This is a genomic window from Verrucomicrobiia bacterium (assembly GCA_019634625.1).
Lineage (GTDB): Bacteria > Verrucomicrobiota > Verrucomicrobiia > Limisphaerales > CAIMTB01 > CAIMTB01.
Window position 1 is genome coordinate 49,064 of sequence record JAHCBA010000023.1, and the last position, 22,884, is coordinate 71,947.

General features: G+C 67.8%; 17 protein-coding genes. 6 read left to right on the plus strand and 11 right to left on the minus strand.

The features are described 5' to 3' along the window. Nucleotides 1-268 precede the first annotated feature (268 nt). Nucleotides 269-3,712, minus strand: coding sequence for a hypothetical protein (locus tag KF833_14425; protein ID MBX3746500.1), 3,444 nt, complete (start codon nt 3,710-3,712; stop codon nt 269-271). A 369-nt stretch (nt 3,713-4,081) separates the two neighbouring features. Between KF833_14425 and KF833_14430 the strand changes: the two genes are divergently transcribed. After that, nucleotides 4,082-4,924, plus strand: coding sequence for a type II secretion system protein (locus KF833_14430; GenBank protein ID MBX3746501.1), 843 nt, complete (start codon nt 4,082-4,084; stop codon nt 4,922-4,924). 334 nt (nt 4,925-5,258) lie between these two features. After that, entirely contained in the window at nt 5,259-6,473 is a 1,215-nt protein-coding gene (locus tag KF833_14435) for a glycosyltransferase (GenBank protein ID MBX3746502.1), read from the plus strand. On the opposite strand, the gene KF833_14440 is transcribed toward KF833_14435, so the two are convergent. From KF833_14440 to KF833_14465, 6 genes are all read right to left on the minus strand, one after another. After that, complete coding sequence (locus KF833_14440; GenBank protein ID MBX3746503.1) at nt 6,452-7,708, minus strand: hypothetical protein; 1,257 nt, start codon at nt 7,706-7,708, stop codon at nt 6,452-6,454. The genes KF833_14435 and KF833_14440 overlap by 22 nt on opposite strands. Nucleotides 7,709-7,773: 65 nt before the next feature. Then, nucleotides 7,774-8,532, minus strand: a complete 759-nt coding sequence (locus KF833_14445; protein ID MBX3746504.1) for a 16S rRNA (uracil(1498)-N(3))-methyltransferase — start codon at nt 8,530-8,532, stop codon at nt 7,774-7,776. Between the two features lie 15 nt (nt 8,533-8,547). Further along, nucleotides 8,548-9,693 (minus strand): molecular chaperone DnaJ, encoded by a 1,146-nt coding sequence (dnaJ, locus tag KF833_14450; protein MBX3746505.1) that lies wholly within the window; start codon nt 9,691-9,693, stop codon nt 8,548-8,550. A gap of 3 nt (nt 9,694-9,696) precedes the next feature. Then, nucleotides 9,697-10,323, minus strand: coding sequence for a nucleotide exchange factor GrpE (gene grpE / locus KF833_14455; GenBank protein MBX3746506.1), 627 nt, complete (start codon nt 10,321-10,323; stop codon nt 9,697-9,699). Nucleotides 10,324-10,436: 113 nt separating this feature from the next. After that, nucleotides 10,437-10,808, minus strand: coding sequence for a 4Fe-4S binding protein (locus KF833_14460; protein ID MBX3746507.1), 372 nt, complete (start codon nt 10,806-10,808; stop codon nt 10,437-10,439). Between the two features lie 6 nt (nt 10,809-10,814). Next, nucleotides 10,815-11,570 (minus strand): hypothetical protein, encoded by a 756-nt coding sequence (locus tag KF833_14465; protein ID MBX3746508.1) that lies wholly within the window; start codon nt 11,568-11,570, stop codon nt 10,815-10,817. Nucleotides 11,571-11,816: 246 nt separating this feature from the next. On the opposite strand from KF833_14465, the gene KF833_14470 reads away from it, so the two are divergent. Continuing rightward, on the plus strand, nt 11,817-13,178 hold the full coding sequence (locus tag KF833_14470; protein ID MBX3746509.1) for a Gfo/Idh/MocA family oxidoreductase: 1,362 nt from the start codon (nt 11,817-11,819) through the stop codon (nt 13,176-13,178). Nucleotides 13,179-13,197: 19 nt separating this feature from the next. Here the strand turns inward: KF833_14470 and KF833_14475 are convergent, their stop codons facing one another. Continuing rightward, nucleotides 13,198-14,079 (minus strand): amidohydrolase family protein, encoded by an 882-nt coding sequence (locus KF833_14475; GenBank protein ID MBX3746510.1) that lies wholly within the window; start codon nt 14,077-14,079, stop codon nt 13,198-13,200. 105 nt (nt 14,080-14,184) lie between these two features. Continuing rightward, a complete protein-coding gene (locus KF833_14480) occupies nt 14,185-14,535 on the minus strand; it encodes a (2Fe-2S) ferredoxin domain-containing protein (protein MBX3746511.1) in 351 nt (116 codons plus the stop codon). Between the two features lie 198 nt (nt 14,536-14,733). On the opposite strand from KF833_14480, the gene KF833_14485 reads away from it, so the two are divergent. Beyond that, nucleotides 14,734-16,173: a hypothetical protein gene (locus tag KF833_14485; GenBank protein MBX3746512.1), complete on the plus strand. Its 1,440-nt coding sequence runs from the start codon at nt 14,734-14,736 to the stop codon at nt 16,171-16,173. A gap of 143 nt (nt 16,174-16,316) precedes the next feature. Continuing rightward, on the plus strand, nt 16,317-18,488 hold the full coding sequence (locus KF833_14490; GenBank protein MBX3746513.1) for a sulfatase-like hydrolase/transferase: 2,172 nt from the start codon (nt 16,317-16,319) through the stop codon (nt 18,486-18,488). 114 nt (nt 18,489-18,602) lie between these two features. On the opposite strand, the gene KF833_14495 is transcribed toward KF833_14490, so the two are convergent. Both KF833_14495 and eboE read right to left on the minus strand, forming a co-directional pair. Next, entirely contained in the window at nt 18,603-19,847 is a 1,245-nt protein-coding gene (locus KF833_14495; protein ID MBX3746514.1) for a hypothetical protein, read from the minus strand. 41 nt (nt 19,848-19,888) lie between these two features. After that, complete coding sequence (gene eboE / locus KF833_14500; GenBank protein ID MBX3746515.1) at nt 19,889-21,067, minus strand: metabolite traffic protein EboE; 1,179 nt, start codon at nt 21,065-21,067, stop codon at nt 19,889-19,891. 429 nt (nt 21,068-21,496) lie between these two features. Between eboE and KF833_14505 the strand changes: the two genes are divergently transcribed. Next, nucleotides 21,497-22,876, plus strand: coding sequence for a hypothetical protein (locus KF833_14505; protein MBX3746516.1), 1,380 nt, complete (start codon nt 21,497-21,499; stop codon nt 22,874-22,876). Nucleotides 22,877-22,884: the final 8 nt, after the last annotated feature.

Sequence of the window (22,884 nt, forward strand, 5' to 3'; positions counted from 1 at the left end):
ATCACGCTCCGCTGGCCGGGGAACTCGCCGGTAAGGCCGGGCCGCCACTCAACAGCTCTCACAAGACTGCGAGCCCGTGCGGGAGGGTGCATGTCGCGGAGCGTACACACGCCCACCACAGGGTCCAGCCCCGCACGGTGCATGGCCGGGAAATCGACCGCCCGGCAGACCGAGACGCTCCCAACAACCATGGGGCGGACCGGCTCGCGCCAATCCGCCCCATGCGTCAATCCCCACCGGCCTTCACGCGGAAGGCCGAGCAGCGGGCTCAATCCCGCCTGGACCGCAGGTATCGCGCCGCGTCGGTCGTGGGCACAACCATCGGACTTTGCGATTCCTGGGCGATCACCTGCCACGGTCCCTGCACCGTCGCGGCCGCCTCCAACGCCCCGGTCCACACCACCCGCAGACCGCCGGCTTCCCGGCTGATCTGAATCTCAGGTTGTTCGACACCCGGCGTCAGCAGCGTGCCCGCCCGGTAGGCGCGGATCGCCAACGGATTGGTTGTGTCGTTGAGCAGGTGCAGCCCCCGGTCCCGCACGGAGAACAGCTCAAGAATCGCACCGGGCTCCTGCCGCCGGTACCGGTGGAACCACAGGACCCGGATCGGATAATACCCGGCCTCGGGGGCGACCACGTCGAAGAACTGATTCCGACCGAAGTAGGTGGGAACCCGCGTCGGATCTTCCGAGTTGTCGAACAGGCTCAGCACCGGCCCGGTCGCGCTCAGCCCCGCCGTCGCCTTGTGCCCGCTCTCGCTGTACAGCCCCAGCTTGTGACTGCCTGCGGACAGTTCGAGATAGGTCAGGATCTCAATGACCCGGCCCTCCGCCGTGGTGGCGTACTGGTGCGGGAACGGATCGTCGTCCGGGAAGTTCAGACTCGCCGAATCACCCGGCGCCAGTTCGTACCAGTTGATCACCCCCTCGACGACGGTCGGATCGCCCTTCCACGGGCCTTCCCATTCGAGATTGGCCTCGTTGTAGTACGGACTCCCGCCCTCCGGGGCCAGTTCGCCCCGCAACTGTCGCTCCGCCAGCTCCGCCACGCCGCCATGCACCTCGCGGGCCCCGTCCGCTGTCTGGTCCGACGAGATCTGTGTGACATACACCACGAACCCGCCATGGGCCGTGTTGACGGTGCTCAACCGCCCGGCCGCTGGCAGGACCGTGTACGGCCCGACAAGGAACACAAAGTCGCGCGACTGCACCTCCCCGCCGACCGACGCCGTCAGTCGCAACGTATGGGTGCTGTTGGCTGGAAGCAGCGTCCCGTGGACGCCCGTGACCCGCGTCAATCCACCCGTCTTGGTCGCCTCCGAGGTGACAGCCGTGCCGTTCAGCGCCACCTGGACCGATGCCGGATCGAGTTGCCGGGCCCCTTCGTCCTCGAGCCGGATGCTGAATCCGTAGGCGTCCCCTTCGAACACGGTCGCCAGGTCGATGCCCGAGGCCCCGCCTTCACTGAGGGTCAGTTCCGCCGACTCCATCCAGTCCACCTTCCATCCTTCGGAAGCGCCCTCCTGGAAGGCTGACACCGCAATCGTCTGGCCCAGGGAGAGGCCCAGCGCCGCCAGCGGGAGACGCACTTCCATGGTGTCACCGCTATGTTCCACCTCGAACCCGCTCAGGATGACGGTGTCCTCATCGAGCGGGTCATACACCTGGCGCCCGTCGAAATTCCCGTTGCGCCATCCCACCATCACCACCCGCTCGGTGCCCACGGGCCGGCTCACGCCGGTCGCGTTGCCTTCATACTCGGCATTGCTCCGGCCCGTCGCCGGATTGTTGTCGGTGTCGAGCAGCCAGTGATAGTAGTGCCGGTTCACCATCCCTTCGGCCGTGTCCTCCACCGCCGGCAGAATCGTCCCGTACACCGTCATCCGCAGCACCAGCTGCCCGCCCGCCAGGGTCGCCTCGATCCTCTTCAGGTCGCCGTTGGCATCTCCCATGTCCTCCGGATCCTCCACCACCGCCACCGGGGCCATCGACGCCTCGTCGGAGGTGAGCGTCAGTTCCGCCGATTCGATCCAATCCACCGCCCACCCGTCCGATGCCCCCTCCTGGAACGCCGAGACGGACACCGTCTGCCCAAGCGCCACGCCCAGCGCCTCGAGTGGAATCACAGCGGTCAGGGTGTTGCCGGCCGCATGGTACCGGAACCCGGTCAGAATCGCGGTGCTCTCGTCCAGCGGATCGTACACCTCGATCCCGTTCGGCTTCCCGTCCCTCCAGCCGATCATCACCACCCGTTCGGTGCCGACCGGTCGGGAGACCCCCGTCGCATTCCCCTCGTACTCCGCGTTGCTGCGTCCCGTGGCGGGGTTGTTGTCGGTGTCGATCAGCCAGTGATAGTAATAGCGGTTCGACATCCCTTCGGCGGTGTTCGCCGTGGACGGCGCCGCCACGCCATCCACCGTCATCGACAGGTGCAGCTCACCACCCGCCACATGGGCTGTGATGCCCCGGATGTCCCCGCTCGGGTCCGCCATGTCCTTCGGATCCGCCACCGCCGCCACCGGGATGTCCGGGCCGTCGATCGTCCACTCCACGGATTCCGCCCAGTCCACCGCCCATCCGTCTGAAGCGCCCTCCTGAAATGCGGACAGCGACACGGTCTGGCCCCGCACCACCCCGAGCGCCGACATCGGCACCACCGCCACCAGCGAATTGCCGCCCACCTGGAACGGGAACCCCGTCAGAATCGCCGTGTCCTCATCCAACGGATCGTACACCTCGATCCCGTTCGGACGCCCGTCGCGCCACCCGATCATGATCACCCGCTCGGATCCGATGGCCCGCGTCACCCCGGTGGCATTCCCCTCATACTCGGCGTTGCTCCGCCCCGTCGCCGGGTTGTTGTCGGTGTCGAGCAGCCAGTGATAGTAGTAACGGTTCGATTTCTCGGCCGGCGTGTTTTCGACCGACGGCGCCGCGACGCCGTGAACGCTCATCCACAGGACCACCCGGTCCCCCTGGGCGTACGCCGCGATGCTGCGGATGTCCCCGCTCGGGTCCCCCAGGTCCGCCGGATCCCCCACCCTCGCCACCGTGCCCGGCGGCCCGTCCGCAGTCAGCACCACGGATTCCGTCCAGTCCACCGCCCAACCGTCCGACGCGCCCTCCTGGAACGCCGCCAGACCGAACGTCTGTCCCCGCACCAGCCCCAGCGCCGAAAGCGGGACCACTGCCGTCAGACTGTTGCCGCTCGCCAGGAACGGAAAGTCCGCGAGGATCGTCGTGCCCTCGTCCAGCGGATCATACACCTCGACGCCATTCGGCCGGCCGTCCCGCCATCCGATCATCACCACCCGCTCCGCGCCGATCGGCTGCGTCACGCCCGTCGCGTTTCCCTCATACTCCGCGTTGCTCCGCCCCGTCGCCGGGTTGTTGTCCGTGTCCAGGAGCCAGTGGTAGTAATAGCGGTTCGACATCCCTTCCGGGGTCTGCCCGACCGACGGCGCCGCCACGCCGTCCACGGTCATGCTGAGGAAGAGCACGTCTCCCCGCACCCGGGCCCCGATGCTGCGGATGTCCCCGCTGCTGTCGGCCATGTCCTTCGGATCGGTCACCAGCACCTCGCCGCCTGTCGCGCCCGAGGCATTCGCCCCGGCCAGACCCACCGCAAGGGCCATTCCCAACAGCCATCGACGCATGCCTGCCCCTGCGCCATCCCCATCCCGGCCTTCCTGGTATTCTGTGTATAGTCTCATATCGGATGCTCCATCCCGCGCGGACCACGCGCATGGTCATTCACCGCAATTGTAATCGAGTCACAGGTCCGCCCGAGGTGTTGCGAGGCTAGGAATGCACCCCCTCGCGTCAAGGACTGATTGGTGCGGACGACCGTCCCCGGAACCGCCGCAACCGCTGGGTGACGATTCATCGATTGGGAGGGTCGATCGTCTCGAACGGCCCGGCCCATGGCCGGCCCATTCCCGGGCGTCGCACACCTTCAACCTCCGTCTCGTCGCCGCACCCGCCCACCATCCCGTCGGGGGCATGATCGAATCGTCCTAGCCGGCGATTCGCTCGTTCTAGCCCGCCACACCCCGACATGCTCCCATCCCCACGCTCCTCCCATGCATGCCGCCCCGATTCCTCAGCGCCCGGCCCCCGCCCGGCCGGGCTTCACACTCATCGAACTGCTGGTGGTCATCGCCATCATCGCCATCCTCGCCAGCATGCTCCTGCCCGCTCTCGCCCGGGCCCGCCTTAAGGCCCAGGGCATCGCCTGCTTGAACAACGCCAGGCAACTGGGCCTCGCCCACGTCCTCTACGCCACCGACTTCAATGACATCGCCCTCGGCCCCGTCGCCAGTGCCTCCGCCCCTGCCTGGTGCGAAGGCAACGTCCACTCCGTCCCCGATGCCATCAACGACCGCTTCCTCACTAACAGCCCCACCTGGCCCTACCTCTCCAGCCGCGACGTGTTCCGCTGCCAGGCCGACCGCGCCGGACTCCGCAGCGGCGGCAAGGTCGTCCTCCGCAACCGCAGCTACGCCATGAACGGGTTCATCGGCGACACCCGCACCCCGTGGGTCAGCCGCCACGCCGACGGCGCCAGCGCCATGTACCTCCGCGCCATCAAGTTCACGGACCTCAGCCACCCCGGCCCCTCCGAGGTATTCACCCTCGTGGACGAACACGAGAACAGCATCAACGACTCCCACTTCTTTCCCTTCGATGATCTGCGCCAATACAACAACAACCCCTGGCTCGACGCACCGTCCGGCCGCCACGGCAACGCCGCCGGATTCACCTTCGCCGACGGCCATGCCGAAATCCGCCGGTGGCGCAGCAACCTCGAGGGCTTTCAGCGACGCGGTCTCGAAGTGATCCCCAACAACATCGCCTGGCTCCCACGCGCCCACCGCACCGACCACCAGTGGTTCGTCGATCACGTCGCCTCGCGCGCCCGCTAAGCCGTATCCATGCATTAAGGAGGCAAGCGATGGCGCCGCAGAGGTTCGGGCAGGACGAGGAGTGAGCGAGGCGCGTATCGAAACCGGGATACGGAACGAGCGACCGACGAAGCGCTTGCCCGAACAGATCAAGCCAGCGCGCCCGACCTTGCTGCATGGCTACGGCGAAGCCCCGGCCCCCAATCCAAAGCGGCGGGAACCGCCGCACTCCACAGCCGCAGCGCTGTAGAGTACGCCCCGACGAGAGGCTTGGAGAACGGCGGTTGGGTGTCCCATCCAACCCCCGCCTTGCGCCTTCCGAACTCCCCCGGGCGACACCTATCCTCGACGCCCGGTGCGCATCGCCCTCCTCACCCACGAACCCTTCCATCCCCCGTCCGGCGGCGGTTCCGCGGCCGCCGTGTACCTGGTCCGCCAACTGGTGGCCCGCGGCCATGAGGTCGAGGTCTTCGGACCCGCCCTCCCCGACGCGCCCGACGTCGAAGCCCGCTTCCACATCCGGTTGCGACCCTTCACCGCCTGGCCCATGGGACGCACCACGCCCCTTCGCACCCCCAAGTACCTCGCCTACCCCGTCGCCCTCTCCCGCCAGATCGCCCGCTTGCTGGCGTCCGGACTCCACTTCGATGTCGTGGTGGCCCAGCACGCCATTTCCGCCGTCGCCGCCGGACGCCTCGGACGCCGCTTTCAAATCCCCACCGTATTCAACCTGCTCGACTGCCTCACCGGCTTCCTCGAAACCTGGCCCGCCTGCCTGATGCCCCGCCCCCTCGCCCGGGCCCTCGTCCGCTACGAACTGCACCTGCCCGTCCGCTTTCAGGCCAGCCGCGTCCTCACCGTCTCCGACAGCCTCCGCGAACGCCTCATCGCCACCGGCTACCCCGCCGACCGCGTCCGGGCAACGTACTACGGCTACGACTCGACGCTCTTCCGGGTCCCCGCCCAACCGTGCCCCTCCCCGCCGGAACCCCGCGTGGTCATGCACGGCTCCTTCGATCGTCACCACCTCGGCCCCATCGCCCGTACTGCCGTCATCGAAACCGCCCGCGCCCGCCCGCATGTCCCGTTCCGATTCGTCGGTCCGGCCACCCCTTCCCTCAACGCCTTCCTCCGAACCGTCCGGGCCGCCGTCCCCGGCATCCTCATCGAACAACCGGGCTTCGTCCCTTACGACCGCATGCCGTCCTCGCTCCTCGATGCCACGGTCGGCATCACCCCCTACGAACCGTCCACCGGCACCCACTGCGCGTTCGTCGCCAAGACGGTCGAGTACCTCGCCCTCGGCCTGCCCGTGGTCTGCACCCCCCTCGAAAGCGCCCTCCGCTACTACAAGGGTCTCGATGGCATCCGCTTCTCGCGCGCCAACGGCCCGGACTTCGCCCGACTCCTCATTGACACCCTCGACTGGTCCTCGACCCGCCGTGCCGCCGCCGTGGCGCCCGCCCGCCACAAGGTCGCCACCGAACTCGACTGGAACATCATCTGCCGCCGCGCCGCCGATTGGATCGAGGGCGCAGCCCTGCCCGCTCACTCCCCCCAGGTCCCCTGAAACGCCCTCTCGTCCCCGTCCACACAGGCGACCGCCTGAATCAGCGCCCGCGGGTTGTCCCGCGTGATCGGCTCCGCCGCCGCATAGTTCCGCATCCGGCACCCGAACAGACTCACGGTCAGCCGCTGATCCCCCCGCACCCACAGAAAATCCTGCGACCGGCCCAGCGTCGTGAGCGCCGGGTTCCCGCCCGAAAACGCCTCCACCTGGCTCAGACTCGTGTGCCCCCTCCCCTCGATGATGATCGGCCGGATGTCCTCCACCCGCGCCCCCACGTTCGCAATGATCGACCCCTGCGCGATCTGCCAGTTGCGGTTGAACGGACTGTCCCCCGCCTTGTGAATGCCCACCGTCACGCAGTCCAGGTTGAAGCTGGTCAACTGCCCGTAGGTCGCCGGCCCGAGATACACCCCGCCGTACGCGCCGAACGTGAACACATCCATCAGCACCGCGTTGTCCGTGTGCCCGATCCAATAGCTGAACGTCCCCTTCGCCACCACGGCGTCAATCACCGCCCGGCTGTATCCGCCCCGGAAATACCTCAGGTTCGCCGGGTTCACATGGCAGTGCAGCACCCGCGGCACGTCGTAGCAGAAGTCGATCCGCACAAACTCGCCCCCCAGCGGATACCCGTAGCAATGCTCGATGAGAATCTGCTCGCACGGAAACTCCCGCCGCGCCTTGAAATCCATCGCCAGGTACTCGCCGTAGAAGGTCAGACACGACAGCGTCACGCCCTGCACCATCCGCTCCTGGGACACCCGCAGCGTCGCCGGGTACGGCACGATGGCCGCCGGATCGGTGAGCGTCTGGCCCGGATACCAGAACTGCAATCCCCGCACCTGCGTGGACCCTTCCACGGTCAAAAACGGCGCGTCCGCGTCCATGATTGCAAACACGCTCCCCACCGGTTGCCGGCGGTTCGGATGCCGCGTGCCACGCCCCACCGGCCCATGCACCCCCAGCAGGGACACGTTCTGCCGCAACACGACCCCCGACGCCACCGGGTAGGGATCCTCGCTCGGCGCCAGCCACAACGCCCCGCCCCGCGGCGCCGCCCAGTCGATCGCCCGCTGCAACGCCTCCCGGTTCGCCCCCGGCGTGTTCGTGGGCGACAGCCCGAATTCCGCCAGGTCACGCGCCACCGGCACCGCCCCCGAAGCCGCACCGATCCACCCTCCCAACCCCAGCATCAGCACCAGACATCCCCGCACCCGTCCGTTCGCTCGCATCATGGCGCCACCGAATCCGATCCCCGCCCCGCCCGCAACCCAATTGCCGCCGCCACAGCCCCTTCGTCTCACCCACCGGCCCGGCGGGCGCGTTCATGCTGCAGCACCGCCAGACCCGCCACCACCGCCGTCTCCGCCCTCAGCACCAGCGGCCCCAGCGTGATGGGTTGCACCCCGGCGTCGATCAAGGCCCGTTCCTCCTCCGGCGTAAAATCCCCCTCCGGCCCCGTCATCAAGGTGACCGGACCCGCCAACACCTCCGCCCCTGCCTCGTCCAGCACCTGTCCCGGCCAACGCGCCTCGCGACGCAGCATCGCCGCCACCCGCAATCCATCGCCCGCATCGGACAGGAACCGTGCCAAGGTCCGGGGCGCTTCGAGGCGTGGCATCCAGGCGTTCCCGCATTGCTTGCACGCCTCCCGCGCCGTTCGCTCCCAGTCCGCCACCCTCGCCACCGCCTCGCCGTCCGGCATCCGGGCCACCGTTCGCGCCGTCACCAGCGGCGTGATCGCCGTCGCGCCCAGTTCGGTCGCCTTCTGGATCAGGAAATCCATCGCCCGCCCCTTCAACAGCGCCGGCGCCAACGCCACCGGCATCGGCGCCGCCTGACGCCGCGCCATCACCACCTCCACCTCCAACGCACGCCGTCCCCCGCCGGTCACCCGACAGGCCAGAATGCCACCCGCGCCGTCCAGCACCTCGATCTCGTCCCCCGGACCCAGACGAAGGACCCGCGCGGCGTGGTGGCTGTCCTCCGGTCCAAGCGCCCACCGCGACCCCACGGCCGCCCCGCCCTCACCTTCTCGTGCCAGGACGAATCGATGCACGCACCCCCCCGGACGCTACCGGAAGAACTCCCTGGCCCGCTCGAAGAACGACTTTGCCTGCGGGTAGCTGTTGTTGTCGCACAGCGCCGCGAACTCCTCGATCTTGGCCCGCTGGGCCGAGGTCAGATGCGTCGGCACCTCCACCGCCACCCGCACCATCAGGTCCCCGTGCCCGAATCCCTGCAGGTTCTTGACCCCCTTCCCCTTCAATCGAAACTGCGTCCCGGGCTGCGTTCCCGCCGAAATCCGGATCGACGCCCGCCCGTTCAGGGTCGGCACCTCGACATCCCCCCCCAATGCCGCCTGGGCGAAGCTGATCGGCACCTCGCAGTGCAGATCGTCGCCGTCCCGCTCGAAAATCTCGTGCTCCCGCACATGAAGCACCACATACAGATCGCCCGATGGCCCGCCCCGCAACCCGCCCTCCCCGTTCCCCATCGACCGCAATCGCGTCCCCGTGTCCACCCCCGCCGGAATGCGGATGGTGATCTTCGAGGTCTTCTCCCGGCGCCCCGTCCCCCGGCAGCTCCGGCACGGCTTCTCGACGATCCGCCCCGCGCCCTCGCACCGCGGACACGTCTGCGCAAGGCTGAAGATCCCCCGCGACGTCACCACCTGCCCCCGGCCCCCGCAGGTCGCACATACCTTCAACGACGACCCCGGTTCGGCACCGCGTCCGTGGCAGTGGTCGCAACTCTCCGGCCGCGTCAACGTCAGCTCCTTCTCCACCCCCAGCACCGCCTCCTCCAAGGTGATCTGCAGGTCGTACCGGAGATCCGCGCCCCGCGCCGGGGCCGTGGGATCCGCGGATCGTGCCTCCCCGAAAAGTTCGCTGAAGATCCCGCCCCCGCCGCTTCCAAAAACCTCGCGGAAGATCTCGAACGGATCGTGAAATCCACCCCCGCCCCCGCGCCCGGCTCCCGCCCGCGACCGCGGATCGAACGCCTGGTGCCCGTATTCGTCGTAGGCCGCCCGCTTCTGCGGGTCCGACAACGCCTCGTAGGCCTCGCCCAGCTCCTTGAACCGCTCCTCCGCCGCCTTGTCCCCGGGGTTCTTGTCCGGATGAAACTTCACCGCCAGCTTGCGGTACGACTTCTTGATCTCCTCCGCCGACGCGCCCTTCGACACGCCCAGCACCTCGTAGTAATCGCGCTTGGCCATGGCTCAGCCCTGGAGCGAACGGGCCACCACCACCGAGGCCGGCCGCAACAACCTCTGATGCAGCCGGTATCCCTTCCGCAACTGCCGCACCACCTGGCCGTCCGGCACCCCGTCGGTCTCCTCCTGCGACACCGCTTCGTGCCAGGTCGGATCGAACGTCTGCCCCACGGCATCGATCTCCTCCAACCCCGACTCCCGCAACACGCCCCGCAACTGGCTCAACACCATCTCCACCCCGGTCTTCAAGCCGTCCACCGCCCCCTCCTGCGCCGTGTTCACTGCCGCCAGCGCCATGTCCAGGTTGTCCAACGCAGGCATCAGCTTCTCCAGCAATCCCTGGTTGGCGAATTGCACCGCCTCCACCCGCTCGCGGGCCGAGCGCTTCCGGAAATTCTCCAGGTCCGCCACCGTCCGCAAATAGCGGTCCCTGAACGTGTCCGCCTCCCCCGCCTTGCGGCGCAACACCTCCAGATCCTCAAGCTCCCCTACCCCTTCCCCCTCCACCGTCACCCGCACCTCCACGGGTTCGACGGGTTCGACGGGTTCGACGGGTTCGACGGGTTCGGTCTGCACCTTCGGCTCCACCCCCGACTCCGCCGCTCCGGCGGCGTCCAGGGGCGCTGGGTCCATGGTCCTCTCGCTCATGCCAAACATTCCAAAACGCACAGGACCGGAAGAGTGACACACCCCCTCCCCCCGTGGCAACCCGCGCCTCGTCCCCACTCCATCCCGTCAGAACTTTGTCACGCACCCTCCTGACCCTGTCCCTGCCCCAATGCCGGTTTCCGCGTGGTGATGAGGATGGCATTGCGGGGGGCCGGACACACGTCATGGCAGATGCCACACCCCGTGCATGTCTCCGCCACAATTTTTGGCAGGCCCTCGCCCAACTCGATCGCGCCCGCCACCGGGCAACGCTCGTAGCACACGGTGCAATAGCCGTCGGTGTACGCCAGACAGAACCGCCCCTGGATCACCGCCACTCGATCCGTCCGTACCCAGGGCGGTATCGCGACCCCGTCACCGGCCAATCCGCCAGGCCCCTTCACCAGCCCGCCCCCCGCCTTCAGGGGCTTGAACAGGCTCCTTATCAACGCCCGACGCGAAAGGCTCATGTCCACTCACCCGACCGCACGCCCGTTACCCGCTCGACCGGCCCGCACGCGGCGCCACCCGCCGTACCCCGCCAGCGCCAACCCCGCCATCCAACCCATCGCCCCCGGTTCCGGAACCGCCGCACCCACCAGCAGGTTGTCCACCGTGACGTAATGCCCGGTAAACAGCTCGTTCGGATTCACGATCAGCGAGGTGAACGTCTCCGTCCCTTCCGCCACAAAGCCCACAAACCGCTGGGACGCCGTCGTCTGGCTGTTCACCGAAATCGACGTTCCGTCGCTCAACGTGAGCGTGATGGACCCCGTCCCCCGCGGGTCGCCCGCCTCGTCGGTCAGAAAGAAATCCCCGCCAATGGCCGTCACGTTGCCGCTGGTGAAGGTGATCCGGATGCCCGTGAAATCGACCAGCGTGCCAAGGGCCCGCGTTCCCGCGATCTCGTCGCCTTCCGGCGTCTCCCGCGCGGTGACCCAGAGCTGATTCTGGGTCGTCAGCTCGAACGGCTCCTCCTCAACGGTGTAGGTGAACCATCCGCCCGGCCCCACAAACGGCACCGCGAAGTCGTCATCCGCCTCCGCCGGCAGCAATCCACGGGCCACCCCCTGGAACGTCTCCTCGTAGTAACCCGGCTGCACCAGGCCCAGAAACGCGTCCCGTTCCGTGATCACCACCGCCGCCGTCGCCCCAGCCGCCGCCGCCAGGCAACCCGCCACCGCACCCGCTCCGAACCAACCGGCATTCCGTCGCTGTCTGATGCTTCTCATGGTAGGCAAAACCGAGGCCCCAAAACCGCTCCCACGCCGGACCTCTCGTCAGGTCCCGGGTCAGGTCGCGGCCATCGAGGCTTCATGGGGATAGGAGTTGAGTTAGGAATTCAATTCGGACTCCGTGGAGGAAAGGGTGTTTCCCCCCGGAAGGAAAGCACGAAGCGGCACCCACCCCATGTGCCCCTTCACCGCAAAAACATGGACATCCCGCCCCCGAATCGTGCGATTCTTGCCCGCAGCCCAATGGCTCTCCAGATCCCAAGAACCATCGTTCCCATGAAACGCCGCAACTTCCTCGCCTCCACCGCCACCTTCGGCGCCGGCTGCCTGATCCTCCCCAAACTCAGCCTCTTCGGCGCCAACGCCCCCAGTAACCGCCTCAACATCGCCCTCATCGGTGTCTGGGGTCGCGCCCTCGCCCACTACAAGGCCATCGAAAACGAAAACATCGTCGCCCTCTGCGACATCAACGAACACCACCTCGCCAACGCCGCCAAACGCTTCACCGGCGCCAAAACCTACGTGGACTGGCGCCGCTGCCTCGACCAGAAGGACATCGATGCCGTGATCTGCAGCACCGCCGATCATCACCACGCCTTCGTCTCCAACTGGGCCCTCAACCGCGGCCAGCATGTCTATTGCGAAAAACCCCTCGCCAACAGCGTCGAGGAGGCCCGGGTGGTCCGCGCCAATTATCTCAAGAACCGTCATCGCCTCGCCACCCAGGTCGGCACCCAGCGCCACGAATACGAAAACTTCAACCGCGTCCGCGAACTCGTCCTCGATGGCGCCATCGGCGAACTCCAGGAGGTCAGCGCCTGGGGCAACCGCCAGCTCCCCCGCGACGGATACCTCCCCCCGTCCGGCAGTCCCCCACCCCACCTCCATTGGGATCTCTGGCTCGGCCCCGCCGGCGATCGCCCCTACAACCCAGGCTACTTCTCCGGCGGGCCCGGCATGAACTGCCTCCAGTGGAACATGTACTGGGACTTCGGCACCGGGCAGGTCGGCGATATGGGCGCCCATACCATGGACCTCGCCTGGAATGCCATCGATGCCGGCCTCCCCACCACCGCCGAGGCCACCGGCGATCCCTACCACCCCGAGGTCAGTCCCGTCCGCCTCGAAATGCACTTCCAAAACCCCGCCAACGACTGGCGCCCCCCCATCAAGGTCTCCTGGTATCAGGGCGGCGCCATGCCCGCCTCCCCCGCCCCCTGGGTGGACCTCAACCGCATCGGCCACGGCGCCCTCTTCGAAGGCACCCAGGGCGCCCTCGTCGCCGAGTTCAACGCCCGCCTCCTCATCCCCCTCGGCAATGCCGCCGACCTCACCTACTACCGTCCCCGCACCCCCGACCGCCTCATCCCGCCCATGGGCAACTTCCAGACCCAATGGATCAATGCCTGCAAAGGCAACCTCAAGACATCCTGCAATTTCGACTACAACGGCACCATGACCGAGCAGATGATGCTCGGCCTCGTCGCCCATCGCGTCGGCAAGAAACTCGAGTACGACGGCGAACGCGGCCGCGTCACCAACGTCCCCGAGGCCAATCAGTACCTCAGCCGCCAATACCGCCCCGGCTGGACCCTCGACGGCTGAAACCCGGCCCGCATCCCCGTCAGCCCTCACCCCCGCCCGCCGCGACCCCTCCCCCGTCCGGCGGCCCCCCCCGCGACGCAAGCCCGTACACCCGGGCTGCGTTCCCCCCGAACAGCGCCGCCCGCTGGCGACCGTCCCAGGTCGCCACGAATTCCTCCACCACCTCCACCACCCGCTCGTACCCCGCCGCCAGCAGACACACCGGCCAGTCGCTCCCGAACATCAGCCGCTCCGGCCCAAACGCCTCGGCCACCACGTCCAGATACGGCCGGAGTTCCCCCGGACGCCACGTTCGAGGGTCCGCCTCGGTGACCAGCCCGCTCACCTTGCAGCTCACGTTGGTGTGCCGCCCCAACTCCCGCATCTGCGAGGCCCACGGCTCCATCGTCCCCTCCCGGATGCAAGGCTTCGCCGCATGGTCCAGAACGAACGCCTGCTCCGGCAACCGCCCCACCAGCTCAAGGGCCGCCGGCAATTGCCGCGGATAAATCAGGATCTCATACACCAGGCCCCGCTCCCGCAACCCGCTCACCCCGCGCACGAAATCCTCCCCCACCAGAAACCGGTCGTCCGGCTCGTCCTGCGCCACGTGCCGCACCCCCACCCAGCGCGGATGCCGCCCCAGCCGCTCCAGTTCCTCCCCCACCCGTTCGCTCCGCAAATCCACCCAGCCCACCACCCCGAGAATCCGCGGGTCGGCCTCCGCCAACCCCAGCAGCCATTCCGATTCCTCCACCGACTGACGCGCCTGCACCGCGATGGATCCATCGAAACCCAGGGGTCCCTGCACCGCCGCCAGATCCGACGGCAACCAGTCGCGTTCCAGCGCCGAACCGGCGGCAATCCACGGATACTCCACCGCGTCGTACCGCCAGAAATGCTGGTGCGCATCGATCTTCATCGCCGCCAAGAATGCGCCCCCCACCCGAATCCGAAATCGAAATCGCCCCCCCATCTCTCTCCGTTCGGAGGGCCGAACTCCGCAAGGCCAGGCCCGCCAGAACCCCTACCCCATCAGCCCCGCGCAGGGAGGCTCCATCGTCCCCGGAATGACATACTCCTGCACCACCCGCCCCCCGATAAGATGCTCGTCCACGATCCTGTCCAGCACCTCGGAGGTGCACGAGTGGTACCAGACCCCCTCCGGATACACGACCGCCACCGGTCCATGACTGCAGATCCGCAGACACCCGGCCTTGGTCCGTTGCAGCACGCCTCCCCCGGCCCTGTTCCCGATCGCTTTCAGCCGGCCCTTCAGATGCTCCCACGCCGCCTGACCCACCGATCGGTCACAGCACTTCGCTTCCGCCGGATCGACACACAGGAAGATGTGGCGCCCCGCCCGCCCCGCCCCCACGGCACACGCCGCACGACGAAGCTGCTCCTCCCCTTCCGGATCCAGTTGGCTCATCCCGCTCGTGCTCTCCACCCCGCCGATCCGACCTGATCCGCCCGTCCCCGCGCAAGGCGCGACACGGGGAAGCCCCGATGAACGGTGCATTCCCCCATCTCCGCCATTGGACCCATTCGCCGACTCTGCCAAAGTCGATTTCCGATGCCCGTGGAGGCCCATCGCACAACTCCTTCCCGCACCCCACGGGCCCCCAACCCCGCCCCCGCGCCGAAATCGGGATGGCGTGAACTCTTCCGGACCGCCCCGTTCACCAACGCCGCCGTCGTGCTGGCCATCGTCATCGGCTTCTTTCACGGGTGGTTGAAACTCAAGATCCGGCACCCGGTCGCCACCTTCCTCTTCGACCTGCCGCTGCTGGCGGCGCTGGCGATGGCCTTCAGCCGGCTGCCCTCCGCCGCCGCCTGGTTCCCGCCCGGCCGCGCCAGCCAGGCCATGAAGTGCTTCTACGGCGTCATCGCCGTCTGGTTCGCCCTCTCCATGGTCCTGCCCCATGGAGCCCCGTTCCTGGTCGCGCTCGCCGCCGTCCGCGGCTGGGTCTTCGCCACCCTGATGTTCGGGCTCGGCTATCACATCGTGGGTTCCCACCGCCAGCTCCACGGATACTTCCTCCTCATCATCCTCCTGTCGGCCATCACCAGCCTCTATGCCACCCGCCAGACCCTCGAAGAGGTCGAGGCCATGCGCGCCCTCGACCCCTACTTCGAACTGATGACCCGCGGGCAAGGCTACGTGGACGAGGACGGTCGCCACGTCCTGCGGCGCTTCTCGACCTTCATCTCTTCCGGCGCCTTCGGCGGAACCATGGCCGTCAGCCTCCTGTTCCTGTCCGCCCTCCTCACGGACCGGTCGGTCGGCCGCCTCGAAAAACTGCTCCTCGTCGGCCTCGCCCTCGTGATCGGCTGGGGCATGGCACTCAGTGGCGCCCGCAGCGCCGTGCTCGCCCTCGGCCTCGGCCTGCTCGTGATCGCCTGGCACCGCCGCCTCAGCCTGGGAATGCTCTGGTTGGGCGGCGCCTTCACCGCCGGCCTCCTCCTGGCCGTCCAGGCCACCGAGGGGGGCGTCCTCCATCGCCTCGCAACCCTCGACCTCGATGCCATCTGGGGCCGCTTCTACGTCGTCTGGGCCCCCGGGCTCCGGTACCTCCTCGAAAGCGGCCTCCTCGGCGGCGGCCTCGGCAAAGCCGGTGTCGGCTACCCCATGTCCCTCGCCCACTACCTCGGACCGTTCGAGGTCTGGGGCGTGGACGGCGACCTCGGCAAGACCATGGCCGAAATGGGCATCGTCGGCGTTGGCGTGGTCGCCTGGTTGCTCATCGCCGGACTCCTCGACGGCACCCGCATCCTCCTCCGCCGCCGGCTCGACCGCGTCGGAACCCTCGCCCTCGGGGCCGTCTGCGCCTTCCTCATCGCCGCCATCACCTTCCCCATCGGCTCACCCTTCATCGGCATCCCCCTCGGCGTGCTCACCTGGTTCTTCCTCGGCGCCGTCATCCGCCTCGACCAGTTGGAACCGACCGGGAACCCCCATGCCGCCCCATCCGCCCCCTCCCCACCCCCTCCCAAGCGCTTCCTCTACCGCTGATCCCCCGATATCCGCCCGATCCGCCCGATCCGTCCGATCCGTCCGATCCGTCCGATCCGTCCGATCCGTCCCATCCGCTCCCCCTCCCCATCGTCGACAACCCGGGGTTGAGCCGGTCCCCACAGCCCCGATAGGCTGACCCCATGCGACGCCTGATCTTCCTGCTGCTCGCCACCGGCACCCTGTCGCTTCCCGGCGCCACCCAGCCGCCCAACATCCTCTTCATCTTCTCCGATGATCACGCCCTCCAGGCGATCGGCGCCTATGGCTCGAAGATCAACCAGACCCCACACCTCGACCGACTCGCCCGTGAGGGCATGGTCTTTCACCACTCCTTCTGCGCCAACTCGATCTGCGGACCGTCCCGCGCATCGGTCCTCACCGGCAAGCACAGCCATGTCAACGGATTCCGCCGCAATGGCGATCGGTTCGAGGGTTCCCAGTGGACCTTCCCCAAGGCCCTTCAGCAGGCCGGCTACCAGACTGCCCTCGTGGGCAAATGGCACCTCACCAGCAACCCCACCGGCTTCGATCACTGGGAAATCCTCCCCGGCCAGGGCAGCTACTACAACCCGGACTTCATCCAGATGGACGGCAGCCGCAAACGCTACGAAGGCTACGTCTCGGATCTGGTCACCGACCAGGCCATCGGGTGGCTCCAGCAACGCGACCCCTCCCGCCCGTTCCTCCTCATGGCCCAGCACAAGGCCCCCCATCGCGATTGGTCCCCCCACCCGCGCCACTTCGGCCGCTACCCCCACGGCAGCATCCCCGAACCGGACACCCTCTTCGACGATTACTCGGGACGCTCGGCCCTCCTCAAGGAACAGGAAATGACCATCGCCCGGCACTTCTACTGGGGCCACGACATGAAGTTCCACGGCGAAAACCTCTTCCCCAACCATTTCCTCAGCGGCCTCCCCATGGGCGAGTATGCCCGCATGACCCCGGCCCAGAAGGCCGCCTGGGACGCCCATTACGGCCCCGAAAACCAGGCCTTCATCGACCGCATGCAGGCCAGCACCCTCAGCGATGCCGAAATCACCCGCTGGAAATACCAACGCTACCTCCACGACTACCTCGGCAGTGTCCAGGCGGTCGATGACAGCGTCGGACGTCTCCTCGATCACCTCGACCGCACCGGCCTCCGCGACAACACCATCGTCATCTATTCCTCCGATCAGGGCTTCTACCTCGGGGAACATGGCTGGTACGACAAACGCTGGATGTTCGAGGAGTCCCTCCGCATGCCCTTCCTCATCCGCTGGCCCGGCCGCATCCAGCCCGGCACCGAATCCCGAGCCCTCATCCAGAACATCGACTACGCCCCCACCTTCCTCGAAGCCGCAGGCCTCCCCGTCCCGCAGGAAGTCCAGGGGCGCAGCCTCCTCCCGGTCCTCCTCAACCAGGGTCGCCCTCCCGCCGACTGGCGGGATGCCATCTACTACGCCTACTACGAAAACGCCGCCGTCCATGAAGTGCCCGTCCACGACGGCATCCGCACCGACCGCTTCAAGACGTTCTTCCTCCCCCGCACCCGCGAATGGCAGCTCTTCGACCTCGAGCGGGATCCCCAGGAACTGCGCAGCCTCCATGCCGACCCCGAATACGCGCCCATCCTCGCCGCCCTCCAACAGCGCACCGCCGACCTCCGCCGCTTCTACGCCGTCAATTCCGCCGTCATCCCCGCCACCCGCGCCGACGAACCCTGGTGGCGCAAACGCGACCAGGAAAAGCGCGAGGCAACCCGCGCCGCCAGTCCCGAACTGGTCTTCATCGGCGACTCCATCACCCAGGGCTGGGAAACCGCCGGACGCGAGGTGTGGAATGAGTTCTACGCCTCCCGCAAGGCCCTCAATCTCGGCTTCAGCGGCGACCGCACCGAACACGTGATCTGGCGCCTCACCCACAACCCGGTCGCCCCCCATCGCCCCAAGGCCGCCGTGGTCATGATCGGCACCAACAACACCGGCCACTTCATGCAGGATCCCGATGACGTCACCGCCGGCGTCCAGCGCATCCTCGAACTCCTCGCCCAACAATCCCCCGATACCCGCGTCCTCCTGCTCGGCATCTTCCCCCGTGGCGCCTCCCCCTGGGATCCCGGCCGCATCAACAATCTCGGCATCAATCAGCGCCTCCGCCGCCTCGCCGATGGCGATCGGGTCCGCTACCTCGACCTCGCACCCGCCTTCCTCGAATCCGATGGCACCCTCTCCCGCGAGGTCATGCCCGATGCCCTCCATCTCAGCACCGAAGGCTACCGCCGCTGGGCCAACGCCCTCGAACCCGCCCTGCGCCAACTGGGTCTCTGATCCCTCGACGCGTTCCACGCCGCCTTCGATGTCCAGCCCGGCGACCCCATGGGGCGCGCCCCCGAAGACCGCGCCCGCATCGGGTGAACCCCGGCCGGCGACGCCCCCAACGCCCTACCGCCCAAACAACCGCAGGACGTCGTTGCCCAACTGCGACGGCGCCAGGTACCGCTCCCAGCCCCCCTGCAGCCGGAAATCGTACTGCAACACCAGCCCGAACAGGTCGGCCCCCCGGTCCTCCCCGCGGATCGCATCGAACGCCCGCCCGTAAAACGCACTCACAATCCAGTCCTTCCGCGGCGCCCGCCAGGTGATCCCCCCCCCTACCCCGGAATGCGAACTCCCCGGGTACTCCAGTCCCTCCAGGTACGCCATGCTCGAAGTCGCCCCGAACACCGCAAGGCGCCATGAGGATTCCGGGACGACCGCAAACGAATAGTTGCCGCTGAGCAGCAGGAAGTTCCGCGCCGAAAACTCCTGGTACAGGTACCCCGGGATCATCAGCGGAAACTCGCTCGCAAACGGCAGCATCCCGCCCACCCGGTACACGGAAAACCGGTCCAGCCCGGTGCCCGTCCCGCCCGTCAGGCTGAACTCCACGTCGTGCCGATGCTCGGAACTGGTCCATCGCCCCAGTATTCTCGCCCACGCCAGGTGGCTCATCTCCTCCAGGCGCCGGTCCCCGGCAAACCCGTACCGGTCGTCGTCAATCCGCCACTGGCCCTCGTACCAGGTCGAAACCTCCAAGGCCAGCGGCGACCGCAAATCCGGTTCCCGCCCCCCCAGTCGCAACCCCACCCGCGCCACCGGTGCCACATGATCACGCGGCAACTCGAAATCCCGCGCCGTCTCGTCGTCCCGCTCGAAGTAACTCCCCTCCGCCGTGACCGCCACCACGCCGTTCAACGGCAGTCGCTGCCCCGGATTGAACCGGTGATACACCGCGCTCCCCACCGTGAATCCATGCCCCGTGAAACTTTCCCCCTGCTCCCACTTCCCACGACGCAGTTCGTTATAGGTCCGCGCAAACCCGCCCCCGGCCAGGATCAACCCCACATCCGTCCGCTCCCCCAGCAACCCGGCCCACCCCAGCTCGGCGTCCAGCCACACCGGCGCCACCGCCGCCCGCAACGTCCAGTCGGGCCGCAGAAAGTTCGTCTGGTTGTGCAGGTAGAAGGCATACACCGATAGCGGACTCTTCCCCTCGGTGGGCTGGTTGTACCCGAGATGCAGCAGCCTCCGCTCCACCGGATCGATCTGGGCGGACGCCGTGCCGCACCCCGGACCCGCCATCGCCACCATCGCCGCCCCCATCCCAATCCAATGCCCGACGCCGGTAGGCTTCCTCACAGTTCGCACGCACCCAACGGTGAATCGCCCCACCGCCCCGACGCAAGCCGTCAGCCAGCCGCCAGACCCCGGACCCGGCACGCCGCCAGGGTCCACGCATACTCCTCCGTCAATTGGTCCACCACCGACCGGCTCTTCAGTTCGGCCGGCAGGACCTCCCACGTGTAGGTCTCCATCTCCAGGTGCCGGCAGGCGTCCGGATGCGCCTTCAGCCAGTCGAGCGTCCCCAACACATGATCCCGCGTGCTTCCCCAGAGCGGCCCGTCCCCCAGGTGCAGCGGCACATGGAAATGAATGCGCCACTCGGCCCGCGCCGGACCCGGCCGCTCCTCGTGCTCCGCCAGCGCATGCGGCAGATCCACCCACCGCCGCAGCGTCCCGTCCTCTCCCCGCTCGATCACCTGATGAAAATAGGTCTCGTCCGCAAACGCCCGCAACGCCTCCCGCGTCTCCGCCGTCGGCCACACCCGCAGCGCACTGCTCAGATGGATCTTGCTGATCCGGATGTCGTGCTGCCGCAACCGCCCCAGCGCCTCATCCGCCATCTCATACTCGACCGCCAGATGACAGCAGTCGTAGTTCACCCCGAGATGCTCCCGCAACCGCAGATCCCCCGGCCGGTCCGCCCGCATCTCCGCGAAAAAGGCCACCGTCTCCAGCGACGTCTCCAGCGTGCAGAACGGCTCCGGTTCCAGTCCCAGATGCAGCTTCCGCCCGCTGCGCCGCGTCACCTGCTCCTGATGCTCGATGCAGCGCCACAGGTTGTCCCGCGCCGCCTGACGCGCCCGCCCGTCCAGATGAAACCCCTTGAACGACACCGGCACCGTGCTGACGCTCCCCTCGACTCCTTCAGGCAGCAACGCCGCCAGCACATCGAACAGCCGGTTCGTGTACGCCAGCCGCTCGGGCGTCGTCCAGTCCGGGGCGTACACCTGCTCCTTCACCCGCGTGCCGTGAAACGCCCCGTACGGAAATCCATTGATCGTGAAGACGTAACACCCCTCCCGGTCCAGCCACCGCCGGAACTCGTCCAGCGCCCCCGGATCGGCCAGCTCCCGCGAGGCGCGATCCGATAATCGCAGCCCGATGGCAAACGGAACCCCGGCCTTCCCCACCCGATCCCGCACCGCCAGCGTATGACGCCGCAACGCCGCCTGAACGTCCTCCCACGATTCGCCCCGGTGAATGTTCGTGCAGTAGGCCAGGTGATGTCCGTGCGTCAGCTTCATGCGATGCCCCCGACTACATCCCACTTGCCCCGCCAGGGCAAACCCGGGTCACCCTTGCATTCCGGAATCGTGGGTGAGGAGGCAGCGAATCGGAGGGACGAGCTCCGCGAGTCCTCAACCCAGTGCCCCACACCTCTTCTCCCTCCTGCAGACTCGTACTCAGACCGAAGAACTGACATGCGCCCCCGCCAGCCCGCGGTCAGTCCCCGCCAAAATCCGGTGAGCGGGTTCGTTCCCATTCGTGTTCCTTCAACGCGGATAGGGGCCCTGCCCGGTACGATGGGTGACGCGGAGGCTTCGGCCGGACGCCACCGACAGTCCAACGCGGGGCCCCTCGGCCTTTCTCCCCCCCGGTTCCATGCCCCGTCCCCATGCCCTTTCCGCGGCACAACCCTTGACCGGACGGCACGCCCCGGTCCACCTCATCCCATGCTCCTCCCCAAACGACCCGCCCCCTCCCCACCCGCTCCCGTTTCCCTTCCGCGTCGGCGCTTTCTCGGCCGCGTGGCCGCCCTCGCTTCCTTTGTCGCCCTCGCCCGGAACCGGATCCCCCGCTCGCTCGCCGCCGATTCCCCCTCGATCCGCCTGGCCCGACGCATCCTCGAGGACGAGGAACTCGACACGTTCCTCGAACGGGCCCGCGCCCTGCTCCGCACCGGCCTCAATGCCGGGGACGGTTACGGCGAAGTCTGGATCCGTGATCTCAACACCTTCATCGAACTCGCCCTCCAGGTGAATCCCGCCCCGCCCCTCCGCGAGGCGCTGATCACATTCTTCAAGTTCCAGGGCGACGACGGCAACATCGTCGATGGCTTCATCCCCGAAGCCAAGGCCGGCGTCGGCTATCGCTACCGCCGTTCCCCCCTCGCTCCCGGACTGCTCGCCCACAAGAACACCGTCGAAACCGACCAGGAATCCTCCCTCGTCCAGGCGGTCGCCCGCTATGTCCGCATCACCGGCGATACCGAACTCCTCCGCCTCCCCGTCGATGGCGTTCCCATCCTCGATCGCCTCGAACATGCCCTCGACTACCTCATGAAGGACCGCTGGTCCCCCGACCACGATCTCCTCTGGGGCGCCACCACCGTGGACTGGGGCGACGTCCAGCCGGAACATCCCTGGGGCGTCGAACTCGATGAACATTCCCACCGGGCCATCGACATCTACGACAACGCCCTCTTCCTCGTCGCCCTCCGCGAATTCCTCTCCCTGCCGCCCGCCCGCCCCCACGCCGCCGCCCGCTGGACCGCCGTCGGCGACCGGGTCCGTGCCGGCATCCGACGCCACCTCTGGGATGCCCCACGCGGCAAGTTCAAACCCCACGTGTACCTCGCCGGTTCGCCGTTCCCGCCCGACTTCGACGAAGACGCCATCTGGTACCACGGAGGCACCGCCGTCGCCATGGAGGCGGATCTCCTCTCCCGGGAGGAAATCGTCCGCTCCCTCGCCGCCATGCGCGACAACGTCCGCCGCGCCGGCGCCGCCAGCCTCGGACTCACCGTGTACCCGCCGTATCCGGACGGCTTCTTCAAGAATCCCGGCATGGGCGCCTGGTCGTACCAGAACGGTGGCGACTGGTGCTGGTTCGGTGGCCGGTTGATCCGTCAACTCCTCAGGGCCGGCCTCGTCGAGGACGCCTACCTCGATCTCAAACCCATGGTGACCCGCGTCCTGCGCCACAACGGCTTCTTCGAATGGTGGACCCGCGACAATCAACCCCGCGGTTCCGGTCGGTTCCGCGGCTCCGCCGGCGTCCTCGGCATCGTCATCCAGGAACTCCGCGCCTGGGCGTCCTCCCACACCGCCTGAACCGCAAC